18 protein-coding genes are annotated in these 18076 nt (G+C 55.6%); 16 read left to right on the plus strand and 2 right to left on the minus strand.

What is annotated here, in order from left to right; all coding sequences use genetic code 11:
- Positions 1-21: 21 nt before the first annotated feature.
- Positions 22-744 carry a M48 family metallopeptidase gene (locus tag H8709_RS00585; RefSeq protein ID WP_262396433.1) on the minus strand — a complete coding sequence of 241 codons (723 nt, stop codon included), beginning with the start codon at positions 742-744 and terminating at the stop codon, positions 22-24.
- A gap of 286 nt (positions 745-1030) precedes the next feature.
- Here H8709_RS00585 and H8709_RS00590 point away from each other — a divergent pair, with 286 nt between their 5' ends.
- The 3 genes from H8709_RS00590 to H8709_RS00600 are packed head-to-tail and all read left to right on the plus strand — an operon-like array spanning position 1031 to position 4879.
- Positions 1031-1837, plus strand: coding sequence for an ABC transporter ATP-binding protein (locus H8709_RS00590; protein WP_262396434.1), 807 nt, complete (start codon positions 1031-1033; stop codon positions 1835-1837).
- A complete protein-coding gene (locus tag H8709_RS00595) occupies positions 1834-3408 on the plus strand; it encodes a hypothetical protein (protein ID WP_262396435.1) in 1575 nt (524 codons plus the stop codon). Before H8709_RS00590 ends, H8709_RS00595 begins: the two co-directional genes overlap by 4 nt.
- A complete protein-coding gene (locus H8709_RS00600) occupies positions 3395-4879 on the plus strand; it encodes an ABC transporter permease (protein ID WP_262396436.1) in 1485 nt (494 codons plus the stop codon). The genes H8709_RS00595 and H8709_RS00600 overlap by 14 nt, the downstream gene beginning before the upstream one ends.
- Before the next feature lie 58 nt (positions 4880-4937).
- Here H8709_RS00600 and H8709_RS00605 read toward each other — a convergent pair whose 3' ends face one another.
- A complete protein-coding gene (locus H8709_RS00605) occupies positions 4938-5399 on the minus strand; it encodes an FMN-binding protein (RefSeq protein ID WP_262396437.1) in 462 nt (153 codons plus the stop codon).
- Between the two features lie 337 nt (positions 5400-5736).
- Here H8709_RS00605 and H8709_RS00610 point away from each other — a divergent pair, with 337 nt between their 5' ends.
- The 13 genes from H8709_RS00610 (at position 5737) to H8709_RS00670 (ending at position 18076) form a co-directional block, all read left to right on the plus strand.
- Positions 5737-6801 (plus strand): FAD:protein FMN transferase, encoded by a 1065-nt coding sequence (locus H8709_RS00610; RefSeq protein WP_262396438.1) that lies wholly within the window; start codon positions 5737-5739, stop codon positions 6799-6801.
- The gene (locus tag H8709_RS00615; protein WP_262396439.1) at positions 6779-7342 is read left to right on the plus strand and encodes a Gx transporter family protein; all 564 of its coding nucleotides are present in this window, start codon (positions 6779-6781) and stop codon (positions 7340-7342) included. The genes H8709_RS00610 and H8709_RS00615 overlap by 23 nt, the downstream gene beginning before the upstream one ends.
- A 31-nt stretch (positions 7343-7373) precedes the next feature.
- Positions 7374-8693 carry an electron transport complex subunit RsxC gene (rsxC, locus tag H8709_RS00620; protein ID WP_262396440.1) on the plus strand — a complete coding sequence of 440 codons (1320 nt, stop codon included), beginning with the start codon at positions 7374-7376 and terminating at the stop codon, positions 8691-8693.
- Between the two features lie 12 nt (positions 8694-8705).
- The gene (locus H8709_RS00625; protein ID WP_449354128.1) at positions 8706-9641 is read left to right on the plus strand and encodes an RnfABCDGE type electron transport complex subunit D; all 936 of its coding nucleotides are present in this window, start codon (positions 8706-8708) and stop codon (positions 9639-9641) included.
- A complete protein-coding gene (locus tag H8709_RS00630) occupies positions 9638-10171 on the plus strand; it encodes an FMN-binding protein (protein WP_262396442.1) in 534 nt (177 codons plus the stop codon). The genes H8709_RS00625 and H8709_RS00630 overlap by 4 nt, the downstream gene beginning before the upstream one ends.
- Before the next feature lies 1 nt (position 10172).
- A complete protein-coding gene (rsxE, locus tag H8709_RS00635) occupies positions 10173-10844 on the plus strand; it encodes an electron transport complex subunit RsxE (RefSeq protein ID WP_262396443.1) in 672 nt (223 codons plus the stop codon).
- 3 nt (positions 10845-10847) lie between these two features.
- Positions 10848-11438, plus strand: a complete 591-nt coding sequence (gene rsxA / locus H8709_RS00640) for an electron transport complex subunit RsxA (protein ID WP_262396444.1) — start codon at positions 10848-10850, stop codon at positions 11436-11438.
- A 24-nt stretch (positions 11439-11462) separates the two neighbouring features.
- Entirely contained in the window at positions 11463-12269 is an 807-nt protein-coding gene (locus H8709_RS00645) for an RnfABCDGE type electron transport complex subunit B (RefSeq protein ID WP_262396445.1), read from the plus strand.
- A gap of 202 nt (positions 12270-12471) precedes the next feature.
- Positions 12472-12912, plus strand: a complete 441-nt coding sequence (locus H8709_RS00650) for a MarR family winged helix-turn-helix transcriptional regulator (RefSeq protein WP_262396446.1) — start codon at positions 12472-12474, stop codon at positions 12910-12912.
- Between the two features lie 177 nt (positions 12913-13089).
- Complete coding sequence (locus tag H8709_RS00655; RefSeq protein ID WP_262396447.1) at positions 13090-14820, plus strand: ABC transporter ATP-binding protein; 1731 nt, start codon at positions 13090-13092, stop codon at positions 14818-14820.
- Positions 14817-16640 carry an ABC transporter ATP-binding protein gene (locus H8709_RS00660; protein WP_316248731.1) on the plus strand — a complete coding sequence of 608 codons (1824 nt, stop codon included), beginning with the start codon at positions 14817-14819 and terminating at the stop codon, positions 16638-16640. Before H8709_RS00655 ends, H8709_RS00660 begins: the two co-directional genes overlap by 4 nt.
- Positions 16641-16764: 124 nt before the next feature.
- A complete protein-coding gene (locus H8709_RS00665) occupies positions 16765-17715 on the plus strand; it encodes a D-2-hydroxyacid dehydrogenase (protein ID WP_392391647.1) in 951 nt (316 codons plus the stop codon).
- 133 nt (positions 17716-17848) lie between these two features.
- Positions 17849-18076, plus strand: a complete 228-nt coding sequence (locus H8709_RS00670; RefSeq protein ID WP_392391635.1) for a FeoA family protein — start codon at positions 17849-17851, stop codon at positions 18074-18076.

Genomic DNA, 18076 nt, shown 5'->3' on the forward strand with positions numbered 1-18076 from the left:
CCCGGTTTATTGCCGGGGCGCTTATTGCATCATCTGCCCGTAGATGCGGTAAAGCTCGTTTAGCTGGAGCTTTCGTTCCTTGTCCTGAGGTACAAAGCTGCGCACCAGGGTGTGGAAATCGGGACTGTGGTTGGGGATGAGGGTGTGGCAGAATTCGTGGATGATGACATATTCGATGCACTCCTGAGGCATAAGAATTAAACGCTTATTGAGGGTGATGCGGTTTTTGGTATGGTTGCAGTTTCCGAAACTGGCCGTCATCATCCGCAGACGTAGCTCAGGTGTCGCACGACCACCGGTAAAGAAGAGTTGAGCCGCTTGATCATAGAGGCTTTTGAGCACCATTTGGGCTTGGGCCTCATACCACCGCCGCACAGCGCTGTCAATAGAGTCCGGGTCGGAAGCGTTGGGGACAAACACTTGTAGGAGCCCGCCCGAGAGCCGGGCCCCAGGCCTTTTATATACGGTGACGACCAGGGGATATCGCTTCCCCAGATAAAAGGCGAAGCCGCAGTCGGCAGGGCTTGTAAACTGCTCGGTTTGGGTGTGAAAGCGGGTGTGGAGGAGAAGCCAGTCAAATTTGAGGGCAAGAAAACTTTCAATGGAGGCAAAGGGCAACCGCTTGGGCGCGGAAACAAAGACCTGTCCGTCGCTCGTGATCCGCACGTTGATGTTCTTGACTTTTTTGCGCTCCAAGGTGTACGGAATTTCGTCAGCGCCCCGCCGGATGATGAGCTGTTCCAATTGTATCGCCTCCTTTAACCATAAGAATGCGCGGGAACAAGGACTTTGTCCCTATTATAGTACAGCAAATGAAAGAAAAACAGAGGGTAACGGCACTATGAAAATAGTGTGTCCTAATTTTGCCATCTGGCGTCGTCGGGAAGGGCGGCTGTTTTCCATCATGAAAGAGAGGAACAAAAGCGTAAGGAAAATTTAAGAAGATTATTCATTTTCTATTAACAATTGGGTGGGAAGCAAAGGTTAAGATGGTTAAGTAAATGGGTAAATTTTGGAAGGGGGCAAGAGCTTGAAGCCAATCATCGAGGTAAAAAATCTCCGCAAAGTGTACCGCATTGGAACGGAAAAAGTGGTGGCCCTCCAAAAAATTGACCTGGAAATCCAGAAGGGGGAAGTCTGCTGTATCCTCGGCACGTCAGGAAGCGGAAAATCCACCTTGCTCAACATGCTGGCGGGGCTGGAAAAGCCCACAAGGGGCCAGGCGCTGCTCAGCGGCGTGGACGTAACCCAGCTCAGCGAGCGGAAATTAGCGAAGTTCCGCCAGCGCAACGTGGGCTTTGTCTTTCAGTCCTACAACCTGATGGGGGGGCTCACGGCGCTGGAAAATGTGGCCATGCCTTTGACCTATCAGGGGGTCTCCCGCGCCAAACGGAACAAGCGGGCGAGAGCGATGCTCAAAGCGGTGGGCCTTGGCAACCGCATCTATCACAAGCCGACCCAGATGTCCGGCGGCCAGCAGCAGCGGGTGGGTATCGCCCGGGCCTTTGTGGCAAAGCCCAAGATCGTGTTCGCCGACGAACCGACGGGCAACCTGGACACCAAGACCACCATGGAGGTCATGGAGCTGATGGTTAAGATGGCAAGAAAGAATAACCAGACGCTGGTCATTGTCACCCACGACCCGGAAATCTCAGTTTTCGCCGACCGGATTGTCCACATCACCGATGGGCTGATCGATTCGGACAAGCCCAATGTTTCCATTGTGCCCCCTCTGGCGGAGGGGGATGACCAGGCGGCAAAGCAGGGGTCAGAAAGCGGGCTTTTGCAGGCAACAGCTGACACAGAAGCAATACAGGCAAAGGAGAATGTACAATGAAAAGATGTTTGAGCGCGCTCGTGGCGCTGATGATGGCACTGATGGTCCTCTTTTCCGCCATGCCGACGGCGTTTGCCGCTGAGGGCGGGGAACCCAATCCTCCCGCAACTGATACCCCTTCTGGAACAGAGGATGTATTTATTGAATCCGTTATGTTTTCTCAGACTCCAACAGTGACTAAAGATAAAAATGGCAATATGACCTCCAATACCTTCGATGTCTATTTGACAATCGCTGATTATATGGCATTTAACGGATATAAAACAGAAGAACAGTGGCTGAGTGCTCTGAGTGATTTTTTAGAGAGTGATACATACATTCAATCTCTTGATCTCACTTTGTCGGCAGGAGAATTTTATGTGAATGGTGAAACAGAAGCATCACTGGTCGCTTGGAATGAGGGAAATTATAAAGATAAATTTTACAATTTAGACGAATTATTATCCAAAGGAAAAGTAAAGTTCAAAATTAAAATTTCCAAAGTCCAATTCAGCGGGACAGAACCGGCTTCTCTGGGTGTGGATGTTCGCTACAAATTCCCGAAAATTGATGAGGACGGTACCATGAATAAGGGAATAGATGTGATGTATTCCCACTCCTTATCTAGGGTTATTAGAAATGTCAAGGTTCCAAATGAAACCCCAGATGATGATAATCCCAATGATTCCGAGGAGCCGGATAAGGAGCAGTCCATCCCCAAGCCCTATCTGATGATTGACAGCTATGTTTTCGGCGGCGGCCAGGCTGTAGAGGCTGGCAATGAGTTTTCCTTGACCCTTAATTTTGTCAACACCAGCGGCGCCACCCTCAAAAATGTCATGGTCACCCTGGACGGAGACACCTCCTTCATCCCCGTCAACACCAGCAGCTCCTTCTACATACCCGAAGTCAAAGGAAAAGGCCGCTATACCAAGGTCATCAAATTCTATACCGACGTCTCTGTGGAGCCCAAGCCCCAGAAGGTCAACGTCAAGATGGACTATGAGTATTTCCTCAACGATAAATACAACGAGATGTCCAACGCCCAGGTGCTGACCATCTCCACCATTCAGCCCGACCGCTTCACCGTGGCCAAGGCGGAAATTCCCACCGAGGTGTATATCGGGCAGGAGACGGAGGCCTCCGTGACCTTTAAGAACATGGGCAAAAGCGACATCGTGAACATTTCCGCCGAAGTCCAGGGCGACATCCAGAATCCCGGACAGCTGGCCCTCTTCGACAACATGCAGGCGGGCAAAAGCGACACCTTTGAATTCAACATCTCCCCCTTAAACGAGGGCGTTTGCAATCTCAAAGTCATCATCAAGTATGAGGACGCCATGGGCAAGCAATATGAGATTTCCCAGGACTACCAGACCACCGCCATGGCGGCCGAACCCGGCATGGAGCCCATGCCCCCCACCGACCCGACCATCGGAGAACAGCCGGAGGAGCCCCAAAAGGGCGTCAATTTCTGGCTTATCGGCGGCATCGCCGTGGCGGTGATCATTATCGCGGTGGTGGCCACCAAGATTATACGAAAGAAACTCCAGGAGAAGCGGGAAAAGGAGCTGGATGATGAGGATATTTGACCTAATCTCCATGTGCCTGCGCAACCTCTTCCGCCGGAAGGCGCGCACCCTGTTGACGGTGGCGGGCGTCATCATCGGCACCTGTTCCATCGTGGTGATGATTTCTCTGGGCGTGGGCATGTCCAACAGCCAGGACGAAATGCTCAAACAGATGGGAGATTTGACGCTGATCTACGTCAATAACTACGGCGCGGGCCAGAATGATGTGAAACTCAACGACGAGGCTGTGGAATCGTTTAAATCTATGGAGCATGTGGCGGCGGTCACCCCCCATATTGAGGAATATGACCTGGTGGAGATTGTCAGCGGGAAAAAGGAGCGCTACATGTTCCAGGGGAGTATCACCGGAATTGACGTGAACGCCATGGAAGCCTTCGGCTATAAGCTCTCGGAAGGTCGTTATTTACAGCCAAACGACAAGGAGGCCACGGTCTGGGTGGGCCAAAATGCCGCTTATCAGTTTGTCGACACCAAGAAAAAGGGCAATAACAACATGGTGTGGCCCGAACCGGACGCCAACGGCAACATCCCCAAGCCCTTTGTGGACATGTTAAACGATTCGCTCCTCATGCGGGTCAAAACCTATGACGACGAATCCAGCTCCGGCGGCGACGTAATGGTGGGGGGCGGCATGGTAATGTACGGCAGCCCCAAGCTGACGGTATCGCCCCTTTCCCTGGACCCGGGGGAATCCTCCTCCGGCTCGGGGGAGGATTCCGGCTCCACCAAGCCGAAGACAAAAAAGAAGAACGAATATAAGCTTAATGTGATCGGCGTCATGGAGGAGGACTTTAACAAGGGTTCCGAAACGGGTTACGGCATCCTGATGGACATCAAACTCCTCAAAAAGCTCCAGGACGAGCGGGACAAGCTCAACAAGGTCCCAGCCAAGGACAGAGCCTCCGAAAAAGGCTATACCACCGTCTGGGTCAAGGCCGACGACATCGACCACGTGGCGGAAATTGAGCAGGCCATCAAGGACATGGGCTACAACGACACCTGGAGCCTCTCCTCGAGCCGGGAAGCCATGCAGGATTACACCCGGAACATCCAGATGGTTTTGGGCGGCCTGGGCGCCATCTCCATGCTGGTGGCGGCGCTTGGCATCGCCAACACCATGATCATGTCCATCTACGAGCGGACCCGCGAAATCGGCATCATGAAGGTGCTGGGCTGCCAGGTGGGCAACATCCGCAGCCTCTTCCTGATGGAAGCGGGGAGCATCGGACTCATGGGGGGCATCCTGGGAGTCGGCATCAGCTACGGACTCTCCTTTGCCCTCAACCATTTCCTGGCGGGCACCATGGGCGGCATGGATGCCCAAGGCGCTATGATGGACATCTCCGTCATCCCGCCCTGGCTGGTGCTGCTGGGTATGGCGTTTGCCGTGGGCGTGGGCCTCGTGTCCGGGTTCTACCCGGCCAACCGGGCGGTCAAGATCAGCGCCCTGGAAGCCATCAAGCACGACTGACACAGAAACAAAAAAGCGGAAGGCGATCTGCCTTCCGCTTTTTGCATGAATTGTCTGTCTATTTGTCTCCGCCTTCGCCTTCGGATTTGCTTTCTATCACCAGGGTGGCGGTGTCGCCCTTCTTGACATTGTCTTTGAGCAGGGCCTTAACCAGCTCTTTAAAGCTGACGGTGGAGTTGGTGGCGCCGGCCACTTTGTCAACCTTGTCGATATCCTGGGTGTCCATCAGTTTCTGGGCCAGCTCCGGGTAGAATTTCGCCGGATAGGTGCCGCTGACAGGCTCCATGGAAGCTTTGTATTCTTCGTCGTCGGTCTTGAGTCCGCCGGCCTCATTGACAGCGTTAAAGTTTACGTCGGTAAACTTGCCGTCCTTGACGGTCAGCTCCACATACTCTTTGTAGCCATGGGAATAGGCGCTGTACTCCGCCTTGTAGGTGCCGTCCTTCATAGATGCGCCACAGCTGGTGAAGACGGTGGCAATCATGAGTGCGCCAAGCAGCGATGCGATGATCTTTTTCATGAAAATACCCTCCTTAGGATTCTTGCATGGAAATGTTGCCTTGTTTTATACGGTTTCAGTATACAATAAAAAGAAGGAAAAAGCAAGATGATTCTGATCCTTTTTTCGCGAACCTTCTTTTAATTTATGAATATTTTACGCCGGCGCAGCAAAAATATACCGTTTTCACTAAAAATCAGAAGGCGGCCGGCACGGGAAGTTGGCGGAGGGAAAATTTGTTCAAAGTTTTCTCATAAATGATGTAAAAAAAATTGAAATCAAACCAAGAATAGTATAAAATAAGGGTTATGACTGGACCACTTAGGGCTGGTGACCGAATCAAGAGAGGAATATGCGCTTGAGTAAAAACAGGAGAATCTGGGCCTATCTCGTGGCGGGTGTGACGCTGGCGGCCATTGTTGCCTTCGGCTGGATTTATAGTGCCCGCAAAGGGGAAGCCGCCAACTCAGAGCGGTTCATGATGGACACCATCATCAGTCAGACCGTATACGGCCCTAAGGCACAGGAGACGGTGAATTTGGTCAACGACCAGCTCAGCCGTTTTGAGAATCTCATTTCCATGCACTTGGACGGCTCGGAGGTTGCCCAAATTAATAAAAACGCGGGCATGGGATATGTGAAGGTTTCTAAGGAGACCTTTGACCTTATCAGTGTGGCCAAGACCATGTCGGAGCAATCGGGCGGCCTGTTTGACATCACCATCGCGCCGCTGACAAACCTCTGGGGTATTACCTCCGGCAATACCCGCATCCCGTCCCAGCAGGAGATCGACGAGGCCAAGGCATTGGTCGACTACCGCGACATTTTGTTAAACGAAGAGGAGACGTCGATTATGCTCCGGAGAAAGGGGCAAGCGCTGGACTTGGGGGGAATCGCCAAGGGGATGGCCAGCGATATGGTCCGGGAAATCTATGGGGAGCAGAAGATCACCTCCGCCGACATCTCTTTGGGTGGCAATGTGCTGGTCATCGGGAAGAACCCCCAGGGCAAGGACTTCTCCATCGGTATCCGCGACCCCAGGGGGACGGCCAACGAGATGATCGCCGCCATCACCATGGAAAACAAGGTGGAGGCCACCACCGGCGACTATGAACGTTACTTCGAGAAGGACGGCAAGCGCTATCACCATGTGATTGACCCGCGCACCGGCTACCCATGTGAGACCGATCTCATCCAGGCGACCGTTGTTTGTGAAAACGGCATGATGGCGGATTTCCTCTCCACCACCCTGTTTATGATGGGGCGGGACCAGGTGCTCAAATACGCGGACAACGGGGTCTTCGACTTCATCATTGTGGACAAGGATAAAAACGTATATGTCTCCCCGGGGCTTCAAGACTCCTTCCGGCAAAATGGGGAAAAGGGTGAGTACACCTTTTATGAGGCAAAAGCCGATGGATGAGGGGATGCAGATGCAAAAACATGGCAGCGCGGCATATAACGTGGCCTTTACCGGCCTATTATTCGCCCTGGCGGTGGTATTGGCCTTTTTGGAGGGCCTCCTTCCGACAGCGGCTTTTTTGCCGCCCGGAGTAAAATTGGGACTATCCAACATCATCACCATGTACGCCCTTTTCTTTGTGGGCGGAAAGCGCGCGACGGCGGTTGCGGTGCTCAAATCCTTGTTTGTCTTTCTTACCCGGGGTTTTACCGCCAGCGTGTTGAGTTTGTGCGGGGGACTGTTGTCCCTGGGCGTCATGCTTTTGCTCATCCGGCTGAAGAAAGTGAAGCTCCATTATTTGACGGTGAGCATCTTCGGCGCGGTATTCCACAACCTGGGGCAGATCGCGGCGGCCTCCCTGCTTTTGGAGACGGCGCTGGTCTTTTACTACCTGCCAGTGATCATCCTATCCGGCATTGTGATGGGTGTGGTCACGGGAATTACTTTACGGATTGTCATGCCTGCCCTTGACAGGCTGCAACATAAAGTCAACGAAACCTGAGATAAAAACTATGGATATGGAGGAAAACGACGTGTCAAAGTTTGTAGCAAAGCCTTTGCACTCCATTTCAGTGCCCCACTACAAAAACACCATGGACAGTGGGACTGAAATCATGCCGGTGCCGGAGAAGGTGCTGCTGCCCATGATTCAGCATATGGGCGCGCCCTGCGAGCCGGTCGTCAAGGTGGGAGATCTTGTGAAGGTGGGACAACTCATCGGGGACACCGATGCGTTTATGTCCGCGCCCATTTATTCCAGCGTGTCCGGCAAGGTCACGTCCATCAGCGAGTTTATCAATCCCATGGGTATGCGCACCCCGGCCATTGCCATTGAAAGCGACGGGGAGCAAGCCATCAGCGAGGACGTCCGGCCGCCGGAAGTCCACTCTAAAGAGGATTTCCTCAAAGCCGTGCGCAAAAGCGGGCTGGTGGGTCTTGGCGGCGCCGGCTTCCCGACCCATGTCAAATTAAACCCCAAGGACCCCGACAAGGTGGACACCCTCATCGTCAACGCCGCCGAGTGCGAGCCCTTCATCACCGCCGACTACCGGGAGATGATGGAGAACCCCGACGACATCATGGACGGCATCAAGCTGGTGATGCATTACCTGAACATCAAAAAATGCATCATCGGCATCGAAAACAACAAGCCCCGGGCCATTAAGCTGCTCTCCAAGATGGCGGAAAAGGAGCGGGGCATCGAGGTCATGACCCTCAAATCCGTCTACCCCCAGGGCGCTGAAAAGGTGCTCATCTACAATTCCACCAAGCGGGTGGTGGGAGAAGGCATGATTCCCGCCGACGTGGGCGTCATCCCCATGAACGTCAGCTCCGTGGCCTTTGTGGCCCGGTATATAAAGACGGGCATGCCCCTCATTTCCCGCAGGCTCACCGTGGACGGCAGCGCCGTGCAGACCCCCAAAAACGTGATGGTGCCCCTGGGCGCTTCCTTCCAGAGCGTCATCGACTTCTGCGGCGGCTTTAAGGCCGAGCCCAAGGAGGTCTTTATGGGCGGGCCCATGATGGGCATCGACGTCTTTAATTTGGAATATCCGGTCATCAAAAACAACAACGCCATCATCGCTTTTGACGAGCGCCAGGCGGTCCACGCCAAGGAATCCAACTGCATCCGGTGCGGACGGTGCGTCGCGGCCTGTCCGTTTAACCTGATGCCCGCGGCCATCGAGAAGGCCTACCACCTCAAGCAGGTGGACGCCCTTAAAGGACCGCTCAAAGTCATGCTGTGCATGGAGTGCGGCTGCTGCTCCTATGTATGTCCGGCCAAGCGGCAGCTGGTGGCCACCAATAAGCTGGCCAAAAATCTGGTCAGAAAAGCGACGACAAAAAAGTAAGGGGTGAACGCATTGAGTAACAAATTGATGGTAGCATCTTCTCCGCATATCAAGGATGCCATGACAACGCAGAAAATCATGCTGAATGTGATCATCGCTTTGACACCGGCACTGATTGCCTCGGTCATCATCTTCGGCTTCCGGGCGCTACTTGTCACCGCCGTGTGCGCGGTGTCCTGCGTTATGTTTGAATATCTCTACCGGGCGCTGCTCAAAAAGGACAACACCACCTCGGACCTCTCCGCGGTGGTGACCGGCATGCTGCTGGCCTTTAACCTGCCGGTTACCATCCCCATTTGGATGGCGGTCATCGGCTCCTTTGTCTCCATTGTGGTGGTCAAGCAGCTCTTCGGCGGCATCGGCCAGAACTTTGCCAACCCCGCCATCGTGGGGCGCATCGTGCTGTTTTTGTCCTTCTCCAGCGCCATGTCCACCTGGGTGGAGCCGTTTTATTACCGCAGCGCCGACGTGGTGGCCACCGCCACCCCGCTGGCCCTGCTTTCCGACCCGGCGGCCGCCATCCCCAGCAACATGGAGCTGTTCCTGGGACTCACCGGCGGCTGCCTGGGCGAGACCTGCGCTTTGGCGCTCCTCATCGGCGGCGTCTATCTGGTGGCGCGCAGAATCATTAATCCCATGGCGCCGGTAGCTTTCATCGGCACCGTCTTTGTGGGCAGCTTCCTGCTGGGGCTCGACCCCGTGGCCCAGATCCTCTCCGGCGGCCTCATGCTGGGCGCCATCTTTATGGCCACCGACTACGCCACCTCCCCGGTCACCTTCTGGGGCAAATGCATCTTCGGCGTGGGCTGCGGACTGATCACCCTGCTCATTCGCAACTTTGCTTCCTATCCCGAAGGCGTATCCTTCGCCATTTTACTGATGAACATACTGACCCCCTATATTGAGAAGCTCACCAGACCCCGTGTGTTTGGAGGTGCGAAGGCATGAATATTGTAAGAGAAATCATCAAACCCACCGCGGTGCTGCTCATCATCTGTCTGGTGGTCACCGCCTGCCTGGTGGGCACTTATCAGCTCACCGCCCCCATCATCGCGGCCCAGGGCGACGCGGCCTCCAACGAGGCGCGCAAGGAGGTCCTGCCCGACGCGGACGGCTTTGAAAAACTGGATGTGGACGAGGCGCTCGCCGGTACGGGCATCCTGGAAATCCACAAGGCCAAAAACGGGGCCGGCGTCACCGTCAAAGCCGTCGGCAAGGGTTATGGCGGCGACATCACCGTCATGACCGGACTGGACGGCGAGGGCGCCGTAGTCGCGGTCAAGGTGCTGGAAGCCAGCGAGACGCCGGGACTTGGCAGCAAGACGGCGGAGCCCGACTTCCTAAACCGCTTTACCGGCAAGAGCGGCAACGTGGACGACGTGCAGACCATTGCCGGCGCCACCATCTCCTCCACCGCCATGAAGGGCATTTTGAACGCCACCCTGGCCGCCTATGATCAGATAAAGGGGGAACTCTAAGATGAACAGAATGAAAATTTTGATGAACGGCATCATCAAGGAGAACCCGGTTCTGGTCCTGTTGTTGGGCACCTGCCCGACCCTAGCCGTCACCACCATGGCCAAGAACGGCCTGGGCATGGGACTGGCCGCGACCTTCGTTCTCATCGGCTCCAACGTGGTCATCTCCTTACTCAAAAAAGTGATTCCCGACAAGGTCCGCATCCCCGCCTATATCGTGGTTATCGCGGGCTTCGTCACCATCATCCAGCTGCTCGTCAAGGCCCTTGTGCCGTTTCTCGACAAGGAGCTGGGCATCTTCCTGCCGCTGATTGTCGTTAACTGCATCATTCTGGCCCGGGCGGAGCTTTTCGCCAGCAAGAACACGGTGCTCAACAGCCTCCTGGACGGCGTGGGCATGGGTCTCGGGTTTACCATGGCGCTGCTCATCATCGGCTCCATTCGTGAGATCATCGGCGCGGGCACTTGGTTCGGCATCACCTTGCTGCCGGCGGGCGTGGAGCCCATGAAGATTTTCGCGTCGGCGCCGGGCGGCTTCTTCGTCTTCGGCTGCGTCATCGCGGCGGTCAACTTCATCTCCCGCAAGCGGGGCAAGACCGTCAAGAAATCCACCGGCTGCGCCGCCTGCCCCATGGCGGAACAGTGCGGAAAAACCAACGAGGGAGGATGCTAAACCATGAAAGAAATATTTATGATCTTGGTCAGCGCCATCCTGGTCGACAACTTCGTCCTTTCCAAATTTATGGGCGTATGTCCCTTCCTGGGCGTCTCTAAGAAGCTGGACTCCGCCGTGGGCATGGGCCTGGCGGTCACCTTCGTCATGGTCATGGCGTCGGCCGTCACCTATCCCATCTATAAATACCTACTGCTGGAATATGACCTGACCTATCTCAACACCATTGTCTTTATCCTGGTCATCGCCGCCTTTGTGCAGTTAGTAGAAATTGTACTCAAGAAGTTTATCCCCGCCCTGCACAAATCCCTGGGCGTCTACCTGCCGCTGATTACCACCAACTGCGCGGTGCTGGGCGTGACGCTGCTCAACGTGGACAATAGCTACAACTTTTTAAATTCCATCGTCAACGGCGCAGGCGCGGGCCTCGGCTTTTTGCTGGCCATGGTCCTCTTCTCCGGCGTCCGGCAGCGGATGGAAGGCTGCGATATTCCCGATTCGTTCAAGGGGATGCCCATCACCCTGGTGGCGGCGTCCCTGGTATCCCTGTCCTTCGGCGGCTTTATGGGCGTCGTGGACGGGCTGTTCAAATAGGCCAAAGAGGAAAGGGAGGTTGCCATGTTTACAACAATTGTATTGCCAATTCTCATCCTGACGGCTCTCGGTTTGCTCGCTGGCCTGCTGCTTGCGCTGGCCGCCAAGTTTATGGCGGTCAAGACCGATCCGAAATTCGATCAGATCCGGGAGGTGCTGCCCGGCGCTAACTGCGGCGCCTGCGGATATGCCGGCTGTGACGCCTACGCCAAGGCGTTGGCCGGGACCCCGGGCATCAAGACAAATCTGTGCGTCCCCGGCGGCGACAAGACGTCCCGCGCCATCAGCGCGGTCTTGGGCGTGGACTTTGCCGACGTGGAGGAAGTTTCCGCCATGGTCAAATGCGGCGGTGACTGCGACGCCACCGACTATATCATGGAGTATCGGGGCCCTCAGACCTGTTCGGCCTGCAACACCTTCTACCAGGGCCGGGGCAAGTGCAGCCATGCCTGCCTGGGCTTCGGCGACTGCGTGGCGGTGTGCATGTTCGACGCCATCCACATCGTAAACGGCGTGGCGGTGGTGGACAAAGAGAAATGCACCGGCTGTGGCATGTGTTCCCGCGAGTGCCCCAACGCCCTCATTGAGATGCGCCCGGCGGGCAACGTGGTCTTTGTGGGATGCTCCTCCCACGACAAGGGCGCGTTCACTCGAAAGGTATGCGCCAACGGCTGCATCGGATGCAAGAAGTGCGAAAAGGTCTGTCCCACCGGGGCGGCCAAGGTCACCGACAATCTGGCGGCCATCGACCCCAAGACCTGCATCAACTGCCGGGCCTGCGAGGAGGCTTGTCCCACCGGGGCCATCCGCTCCTACCCGCTGAAAAAATAAAGAGAAACAGCCGCCATAAGCGGCTGTTTTTTTGCGGGCAAATCTATGGTTGGCAATTTAGTGAACGCAGTGCTATTTATTTCATGCATTTCCAAATTGTTCACAAATTGTTCTTTCGCAAGTTACGAATTTTGCGGGAGATTGCGATAAAATAATTATGTAGTTTCAATATTTTGCCGGCAAATATTAGGAGCGTGAACAGATGTCTGATCAAGAGACAGCCCAGCGCCTGGTAGAATTGCTGGCCCTGTTTGGAAGGGCAAACACTTCCAAAATTAAGTTTCCGGGAATCAAAACAACCGAGCTCAATGCCATTGTGTGCATCAAATCCCAGGAGGACGAGCATCAGGAGGGAATTAAAACCTCCGACATCGGCCGCCTGTTGGGTGTGACGCCGCCCAGTATTACGCCGGTCATTAACTCCTTGGAGGAGCAGGGTTACGTCACCCGCCTCTATTCCAAGCTGGACCGCCGGGTCGTCAGGGTAAAGCTGACCGATCGGGGGGAAGCAGTGTACGAAGAGGCCAGGGAGCTGATGATTCAAAAAAATCGGGGACTGATGGAATATCTGGGGCACGACGACAGCCGTCAGTTTGTCAGAATTTTGCAAAATGCCTTGGGGTACATGAGCAGGAAAAACTGAAAACCGAAAAGATGAGAGCGGAGGCACTTTCCCATGAAGGACATGAGGAAATTGCCTCCTATCGATTTTTTTCAACTATTTCACCGGGTGAAATAGTTGGCCGTCCTGACTAAACGGCACAAAAGAAGAGAAAAATATCCCAGAGAACTGGGAAGACAACCGCATAGGGGGGTATTTATGACAAAACTTTTGAGGTATTTGCGGCCTTTTACCAAGGGGATTGTTCTGGTCGTGCTGCTGACTTTCGTCAGCGGCTTTGCAGATTTGTCCCTGCCGGCGCTGATGTCCAACATCATTGACAAGGGCGTGGCCACCGGCAACACCGGCTATATCTTTACCATGGGCGCTCTGATGCTGGCGCTGGCCCTGTTGGGCATGGCGGCCACCATCGTGGTGGGCTATTTTGCCGCCCGGATTTCCACCGGCCTCGGCCGGGACCTGCGCAAGGGCATCTTTCGCAAGGTGGAGGAATTTGCTTTGGCAGAGTTCGACACCTTCGGCACTTCATCCCTCATCACCCGCACCACCAACGACGTCCAGCAGCTCCAGATGTTCCTGATGATGCTCCTAAGGGTAGTCATCATGGCGCCGATCCTCTGTGTGGGCGGCATCATCATGACACTTGCCAAGAGCGCGTCTCTCTCCTTAGTGGTGGTGGTAGCCGTCCCGTTTTTGATCTTTATGGTCATGATGATTGCCAACCGGGCGTTACCTCTCTCCAAATCCATGCAGAGAAAGTTAGACCGGGTCAACATGGTCATGCGGGAAAAGCTGACCGGCATCCGGGTCATCAAGGCGTTTAACAACACCGAGTATGAAAAGGGGCGCTTTGATGAGGCAAACAAAGACTTGACCCAGACCACCGTCAAGATGCAGCGGACCATGGCCCTGCTCATGCCGGCGGTCATGGTCATCCTCAATTTTTCCACCATCGGGCTGATGTGGTTCGGCGGCCTGCGCATCCAGGCGGGGGCCATGATGGTGGGCGACGTGATGGCGGTGGTGCAGTACGTCATGCAGATCATGATGTCCTTTGTCATGATGTCCATGGTCTTCGTCATGATGCCCAGAGCCTCCGCCTCGGCGGAGCGCATCATGGAGGTCATCGACTCCCAGATCACCGTCACCGACCCCGAACAGCCCCGGCGGGCCCCGGAGGATGTCAAGGGCAGCGTCGAGTTTCGCCATGTGACCTTCTCCTATCCCGGCGCGCCGGAGCCTGTCATCAAGGACATTTCCTTTGCCACGGCCAAGGGGGAGACCACCGCCATCATCGGCAGCACCGGCAGCGGCAAATCCACCATCATCAAGCTCATTCCCCGGCTCTACGATGTGACCGAGGGCGAAGTATTGGTGGATGGAATCAATGTCCGGGACTATGCCCAGAAGGATCTGCGGGCGAAGATCGGCTATATCCCTCAAAAGGCGGTGCTCTTTTCGGGGACCATCCGTTCCAACATCCTTTCGGGGAAGGAGGACGCCACCGAGGAAGACATGCGGGCGGCGGCCATCCTCTCCCAGTCCATGGAGTTTATCGAGCAGAAGGAGGAGCAGTTTGACTCCCCCATCGCCCAGGGCGGAACCAACGTTTCAGGCGGACAGAAGCAGCGCCTCTCCATTGCCCGGGCGGCGGTGCGGGAGCCGGAAATCTATATTTTCGACGACAGCTTCTCAGCGCTGGACTTTAAGACCGACGCCGCTTTGCGGGCGGCGCTCAAAAAGAAGACGCAGGATGCGGCGGTCATCATTGTGGCCCAGCGCATCAGCACCATTATGGATGCCGACCGCATCCTGGTGATGGATGAGGGTCAGCTCATCGGCGTGGGAACCCATCGGGAACTGCTAAATACTTGCGAAATCTATCGTGAGATTGCATCTTCGCAGCTGACGGCGGAGGAATTGGCATGAGTATGAGAATGGGACCGGGAAGACACCAAGCTTCCCACTATGGAAAACCAAAAGATTTTAAAGGCACCCTCAAGCGTCTCTTGGGGTATTTAAAGCCCTACCGCGTTTCCCTGGGCGTTGCCATCCTCTTTATCCTGCTGGCCACCCTCTTTTCCATCCTGAGCCCCAAGGTGCTAGGTATGGCCACCACCGAGCTCTTTTCCGGATTCCAGCGGATGGCAACAGGTGGCGGCATCGACTTTGAAGCGGTGGGGAGGATCCTCATCGTTTTGGGCATCATCTACCTGCTTTCCGCCCTCTTTAACTACATCCAGCAATACATGATCGCGGGCATCTCCCAAAAGACCATGTACAACCTGCGCAAGGATGTGGACGAAAAGCTGGCGAAACTGCCGCTTAATTACTTCGACACCCGCACCTACGGCGAAATCCTCAGCCGGGTCACCAACGACGTGGACACCGTGTCCACCTCCTTCCAGCAGAGTATTTCCCAGCTCATCACCTCGGTGGCCACCGTCATCGGCATCCTCGTGATGATGCTGGTCATCAGCCCCTGGCTCTCCCTGATCGCGCTGATCACCCTGCCGCTTTCCATGCTTGCCTCCATGAAGGTGGTCAAACGCTCCCAGGGCTTCTTTAAGGGCCAGCAGATTTCCATCGGCGAGCTCAACGGCCATGTGGAGGAGATGTACACCGGCCATGAGGTCATCAAGCTCTACGGCCGGGAAAAACAGGTGACCGAGGAGTTTGATAAAATTAACGACAAGCTCTTCGACAACGCCTGGAAGGCCCAGTTTTGTTCGAGCATCATCATGCCCATCATTGGCTTTGTGGGCAACTTGGGTTATATCTTAGTCTGTGTGGGCGGCGGCGTCATGGTGTCCGCCGGCATGTTGCCGCTGGGCGATATCCAGGCCTTTATCCAATATCTGCGCCAGTTTAACCAGCCGATCTCCCAGACGGCCAATATCGCCAACATCATCCAGTCCACCGTAGCCGCCGCCGAGCGCATCTTCGAGGTCCTCGACGAGCAGGAGGAGGTGCCCGACACCGATCATCCGGTGAAGCTGACAAGCGTCAAGGGCGAGGTGGTCTTTGAAAACGTCACCTTCGGCTACGACAAAGAGCATCCGCTCATCAAAAACCTCAATTTCTCCGTCAAACCGGGCCAGAAGATCGCCATTGTCGGCCCCACCGGGGCGGGGAAGACCACTCTCGTCAACCTCCTCATGCGCTTTTACGACGTGGACGGCGGGCGCATCCTCATCGACGGGGTGGACATCATGGATATGACCCGGGACGACCTGCGGGATATGTTCGGCATGGTGCTCCAGGACACTTGGTCCTTTAAAGGCACCATTCGGGAGAACATCCGCTACGGCGACCTGGGGCAGAACGATAAGAACGTGGTCAAAGCAGCCGACGCGGCCTATGCCGACCACTTCATCCGCACCCTGCCCGGCGGCTATGAGATGATCCTCAACGAGGACGCCTCCAATATCTCCCAAGGGCAGAAACAGCTGCTGACCATCGCCCGAGCGGTCCTCTCCGACCCGAGCATCCTCATCCTGGACGAAGCCACCAGCTCGGTGGACACCCGTACAGAGTTACTCATCCAAAAGGCCATGAATAAGCTCACCGAGGGCCGGACCAGCTTCGTCATCGCCCACCGCCTTTCCACCATCCGGGACGCCGACTGCATCCTGGTGCTCAAGGACGGCGATATCATTGAGACAGGCAGCCACGAGGAGCTCATGGCCCAGGGAGGCTTCTACAAGACGCTCTATAATAGCCAGTTCGCCCAACCGGAAGCGGGTTAAAACAAAAAAACTCCGCATGCATTTTGCATGCGGAGTTTTTTCTGCGCAAGGGGTGTATAAGGAGACGCCAGGTGTGGTAAAATGTGGGGGAAATGGGAAACGAGGAGGAACTTTTTTGAAGATTGTGGTTTTGGACGCGGGGACGGTCAATCCGTCCGACATTTCCTGGGAAAGGCTCAATAGGGTGGGGGAAGTGACCGTCTATGAAAGCACCCCGCCGGAGCGGGTCATTGAGCGCATCGGCGACGCCCCCATCATCGTCTGCACCCGCACCCGCATCCGGCGGGAGGTGTTCGAGCAGTGCCCGGGATTAAAATACGTGGGGCTCTTCGCCACCGGCTACAACATCATCGACACCGCCGCGGCCAAGGAGCATGGGGTGGTGGTCTGTAATGTGCCCGGATATTCCACCGAAGCGGTGGCTCAGTTTGTCTTCGCCCTGCTCTTAGAAATCTGCCACCATGTCCCGGCCTATGACAGCCTGGTCCGCACCGGACGCTGGGAGGAGGCGCCCGGCCGCTACGCCTCGGCCCTGCCGCTCATGGAGCTCAAAGACAAGACCATGGGTATTATCGGCATGGGGGACATCGGCTACCGCACCGCCCAGATCGCGGCGGCCTTCGGCATGCGGGTCCTGGGCACCCGCCGTCATCCCGACCCCCGCATGGAAACCGATTCCATCCGCTTTACCGATCTGGATACCCTGCTCAGGGAAAGCGACGTCATCTCCCTCCACTGCCCTCTCTTTCCCGAGACCCGCAATCTCATCGACAAGGCGGCCATCGCCAAGATGAAGGACGGCGCCATCCTCATCAACACTGCTCGGGGCCCCATCCTCAATGAGCGGGATGTGGCCGACGCTTTAAACAGCGGCAAGCTCTGGGGCGCCGGGGTGGATGTGCTTTCCAACGAGCCGCCGAGGGAGGATAATCCGCTTCTCCATACCAAAAACTGCATCGTCACCCCCCACATCGCCTGGGCGCCCGAGGAAACCCGACGGCGTCTTGTGCGGATGGTCGCCGAAAATATGGAGGCGTTTCTCAGTGGATGTCCCATTCACGTGGTCAATCCGTGAGGATGGCGAGAGGCCCTTTAAATATTGGAAATGGAAAGAAAACGATAGGGTTTCGTTGCATTTTTTTTCGTTTCGCTGTAAAATAAAATGGAATATTGGCGATGGACGTTGGAATAAGGGAGCGGACAAATTGATGAAAACATTAAACCAGATGAGAATCGGCAAAAAGGCGAGAATCGTTGCGGTAGGCGGAGAGGGAGCGCTCCGGGACCGGCTGTTGGACATGGGATTGACACCACACACCCAGGTGATGATCCGCAAGGTGGCGCCGATGGGGGATCCCATCGAGCTGATGCTGCGGGGCTATGAACTGACACTGCGGGTGGACGACGCAAAAAATATTGTGGTGGAGGAGGACTAG

Source organism: Zongyangia hominis (assembly GCF_014385095.1).
In the GTDB taxonomy this organism is placed as follows: domain Bacteria; phylum Bacillota; class Clostridia; order Oscillospirales; family Ruminococcaceae; genus Zongyangia; species Zongyangia hominis.

Excerpts from the sequence above, each read along its gene's own strand:
- H8709_RS00595 (WP_262396435.1), top strand. The coding sequence starts at position 1,834 with ATGAAAAGATGTTTGAGCGCGCTCGTGGCGCTGATGATGGCACTGATG.
- H8709_RS00600 (WP_262396436.1), top strand. The coding sequence starts at position 3,395 with ATGAGGATATTTGACCTAATCTCCATGTGCCTGCGCAACCTCTTCCGC.
- H8709_RS00605 (WP_262396437.1), bottom strand. The coding sequence starts at position 5,399 with ATGAAAAAGATCATCGCATCGCTGCTTGGCGCACTCATGATTGCCACC.
- H8709_RS00615 (WP_262396439.1), top strand. The coding sequence starts at position 6,779 with ATGAGGCAAAAGCCGATGGATGAGGGGATGCAGATGCAAAAACATGGC.
- H8709_RS00630 (WP_262396442.1), top strand. The coding sequence starts at position 9,638 with ATGAATATTGTAAGAGAAATCATCAAACCCACCGCGGTGCTGCTCATC.
- rsxE (WP_262396443.1), top strand. The coding sequence starts at position 10,173 with ATGAACAGAATGAAAATTTTGATGAACGGCATCATCAAGGAGAACCCG.
- rsxA (WP_262396444.1), top strand. The coding sequence starts at position 10,848 with ATGAAAGAAATATTTATGATCTTGGTCAGCGCCATCCTGGTCGACAAC.
- H8709_RS00645 (WP_262396445.1), top strand. The coding sequence starts at position 11,463 with ATGTTTACAACAATTGTATTGCCAATTCTCATCCTGACGGCTCTCGGT.
- H8709_RS00650 (WP_262396446.1), top strand. The coding sequence starts at position 12,472 with ATGTCTGATCAAGAGACAGCCCAGCGCCTGGTAGAATTGCTGGCCCTG.
- H8709_RS00655 (WP_262396447.1), top strand. The coding sequence starts at position 13,090 with ATGACAAAACTTTTGAGGTATTTGCGGCCTTTTACCAAGGGGATTGTT.
- H8709_RS00660 (WP_316248731.1), top strand. The coding sequence starts at position 14,817 with ATGAGTATGAGAATGGGACCGGGAAGACACCAAGCTTCCCACTATGGA.
- H8709_RS00670 (WP_392391635.1), top strand. The coding sequence starts at position 17,849 with ATGAAAACATTAAACCAGATGAGAATCGGCAAAAAGGCGAGAATCGTT.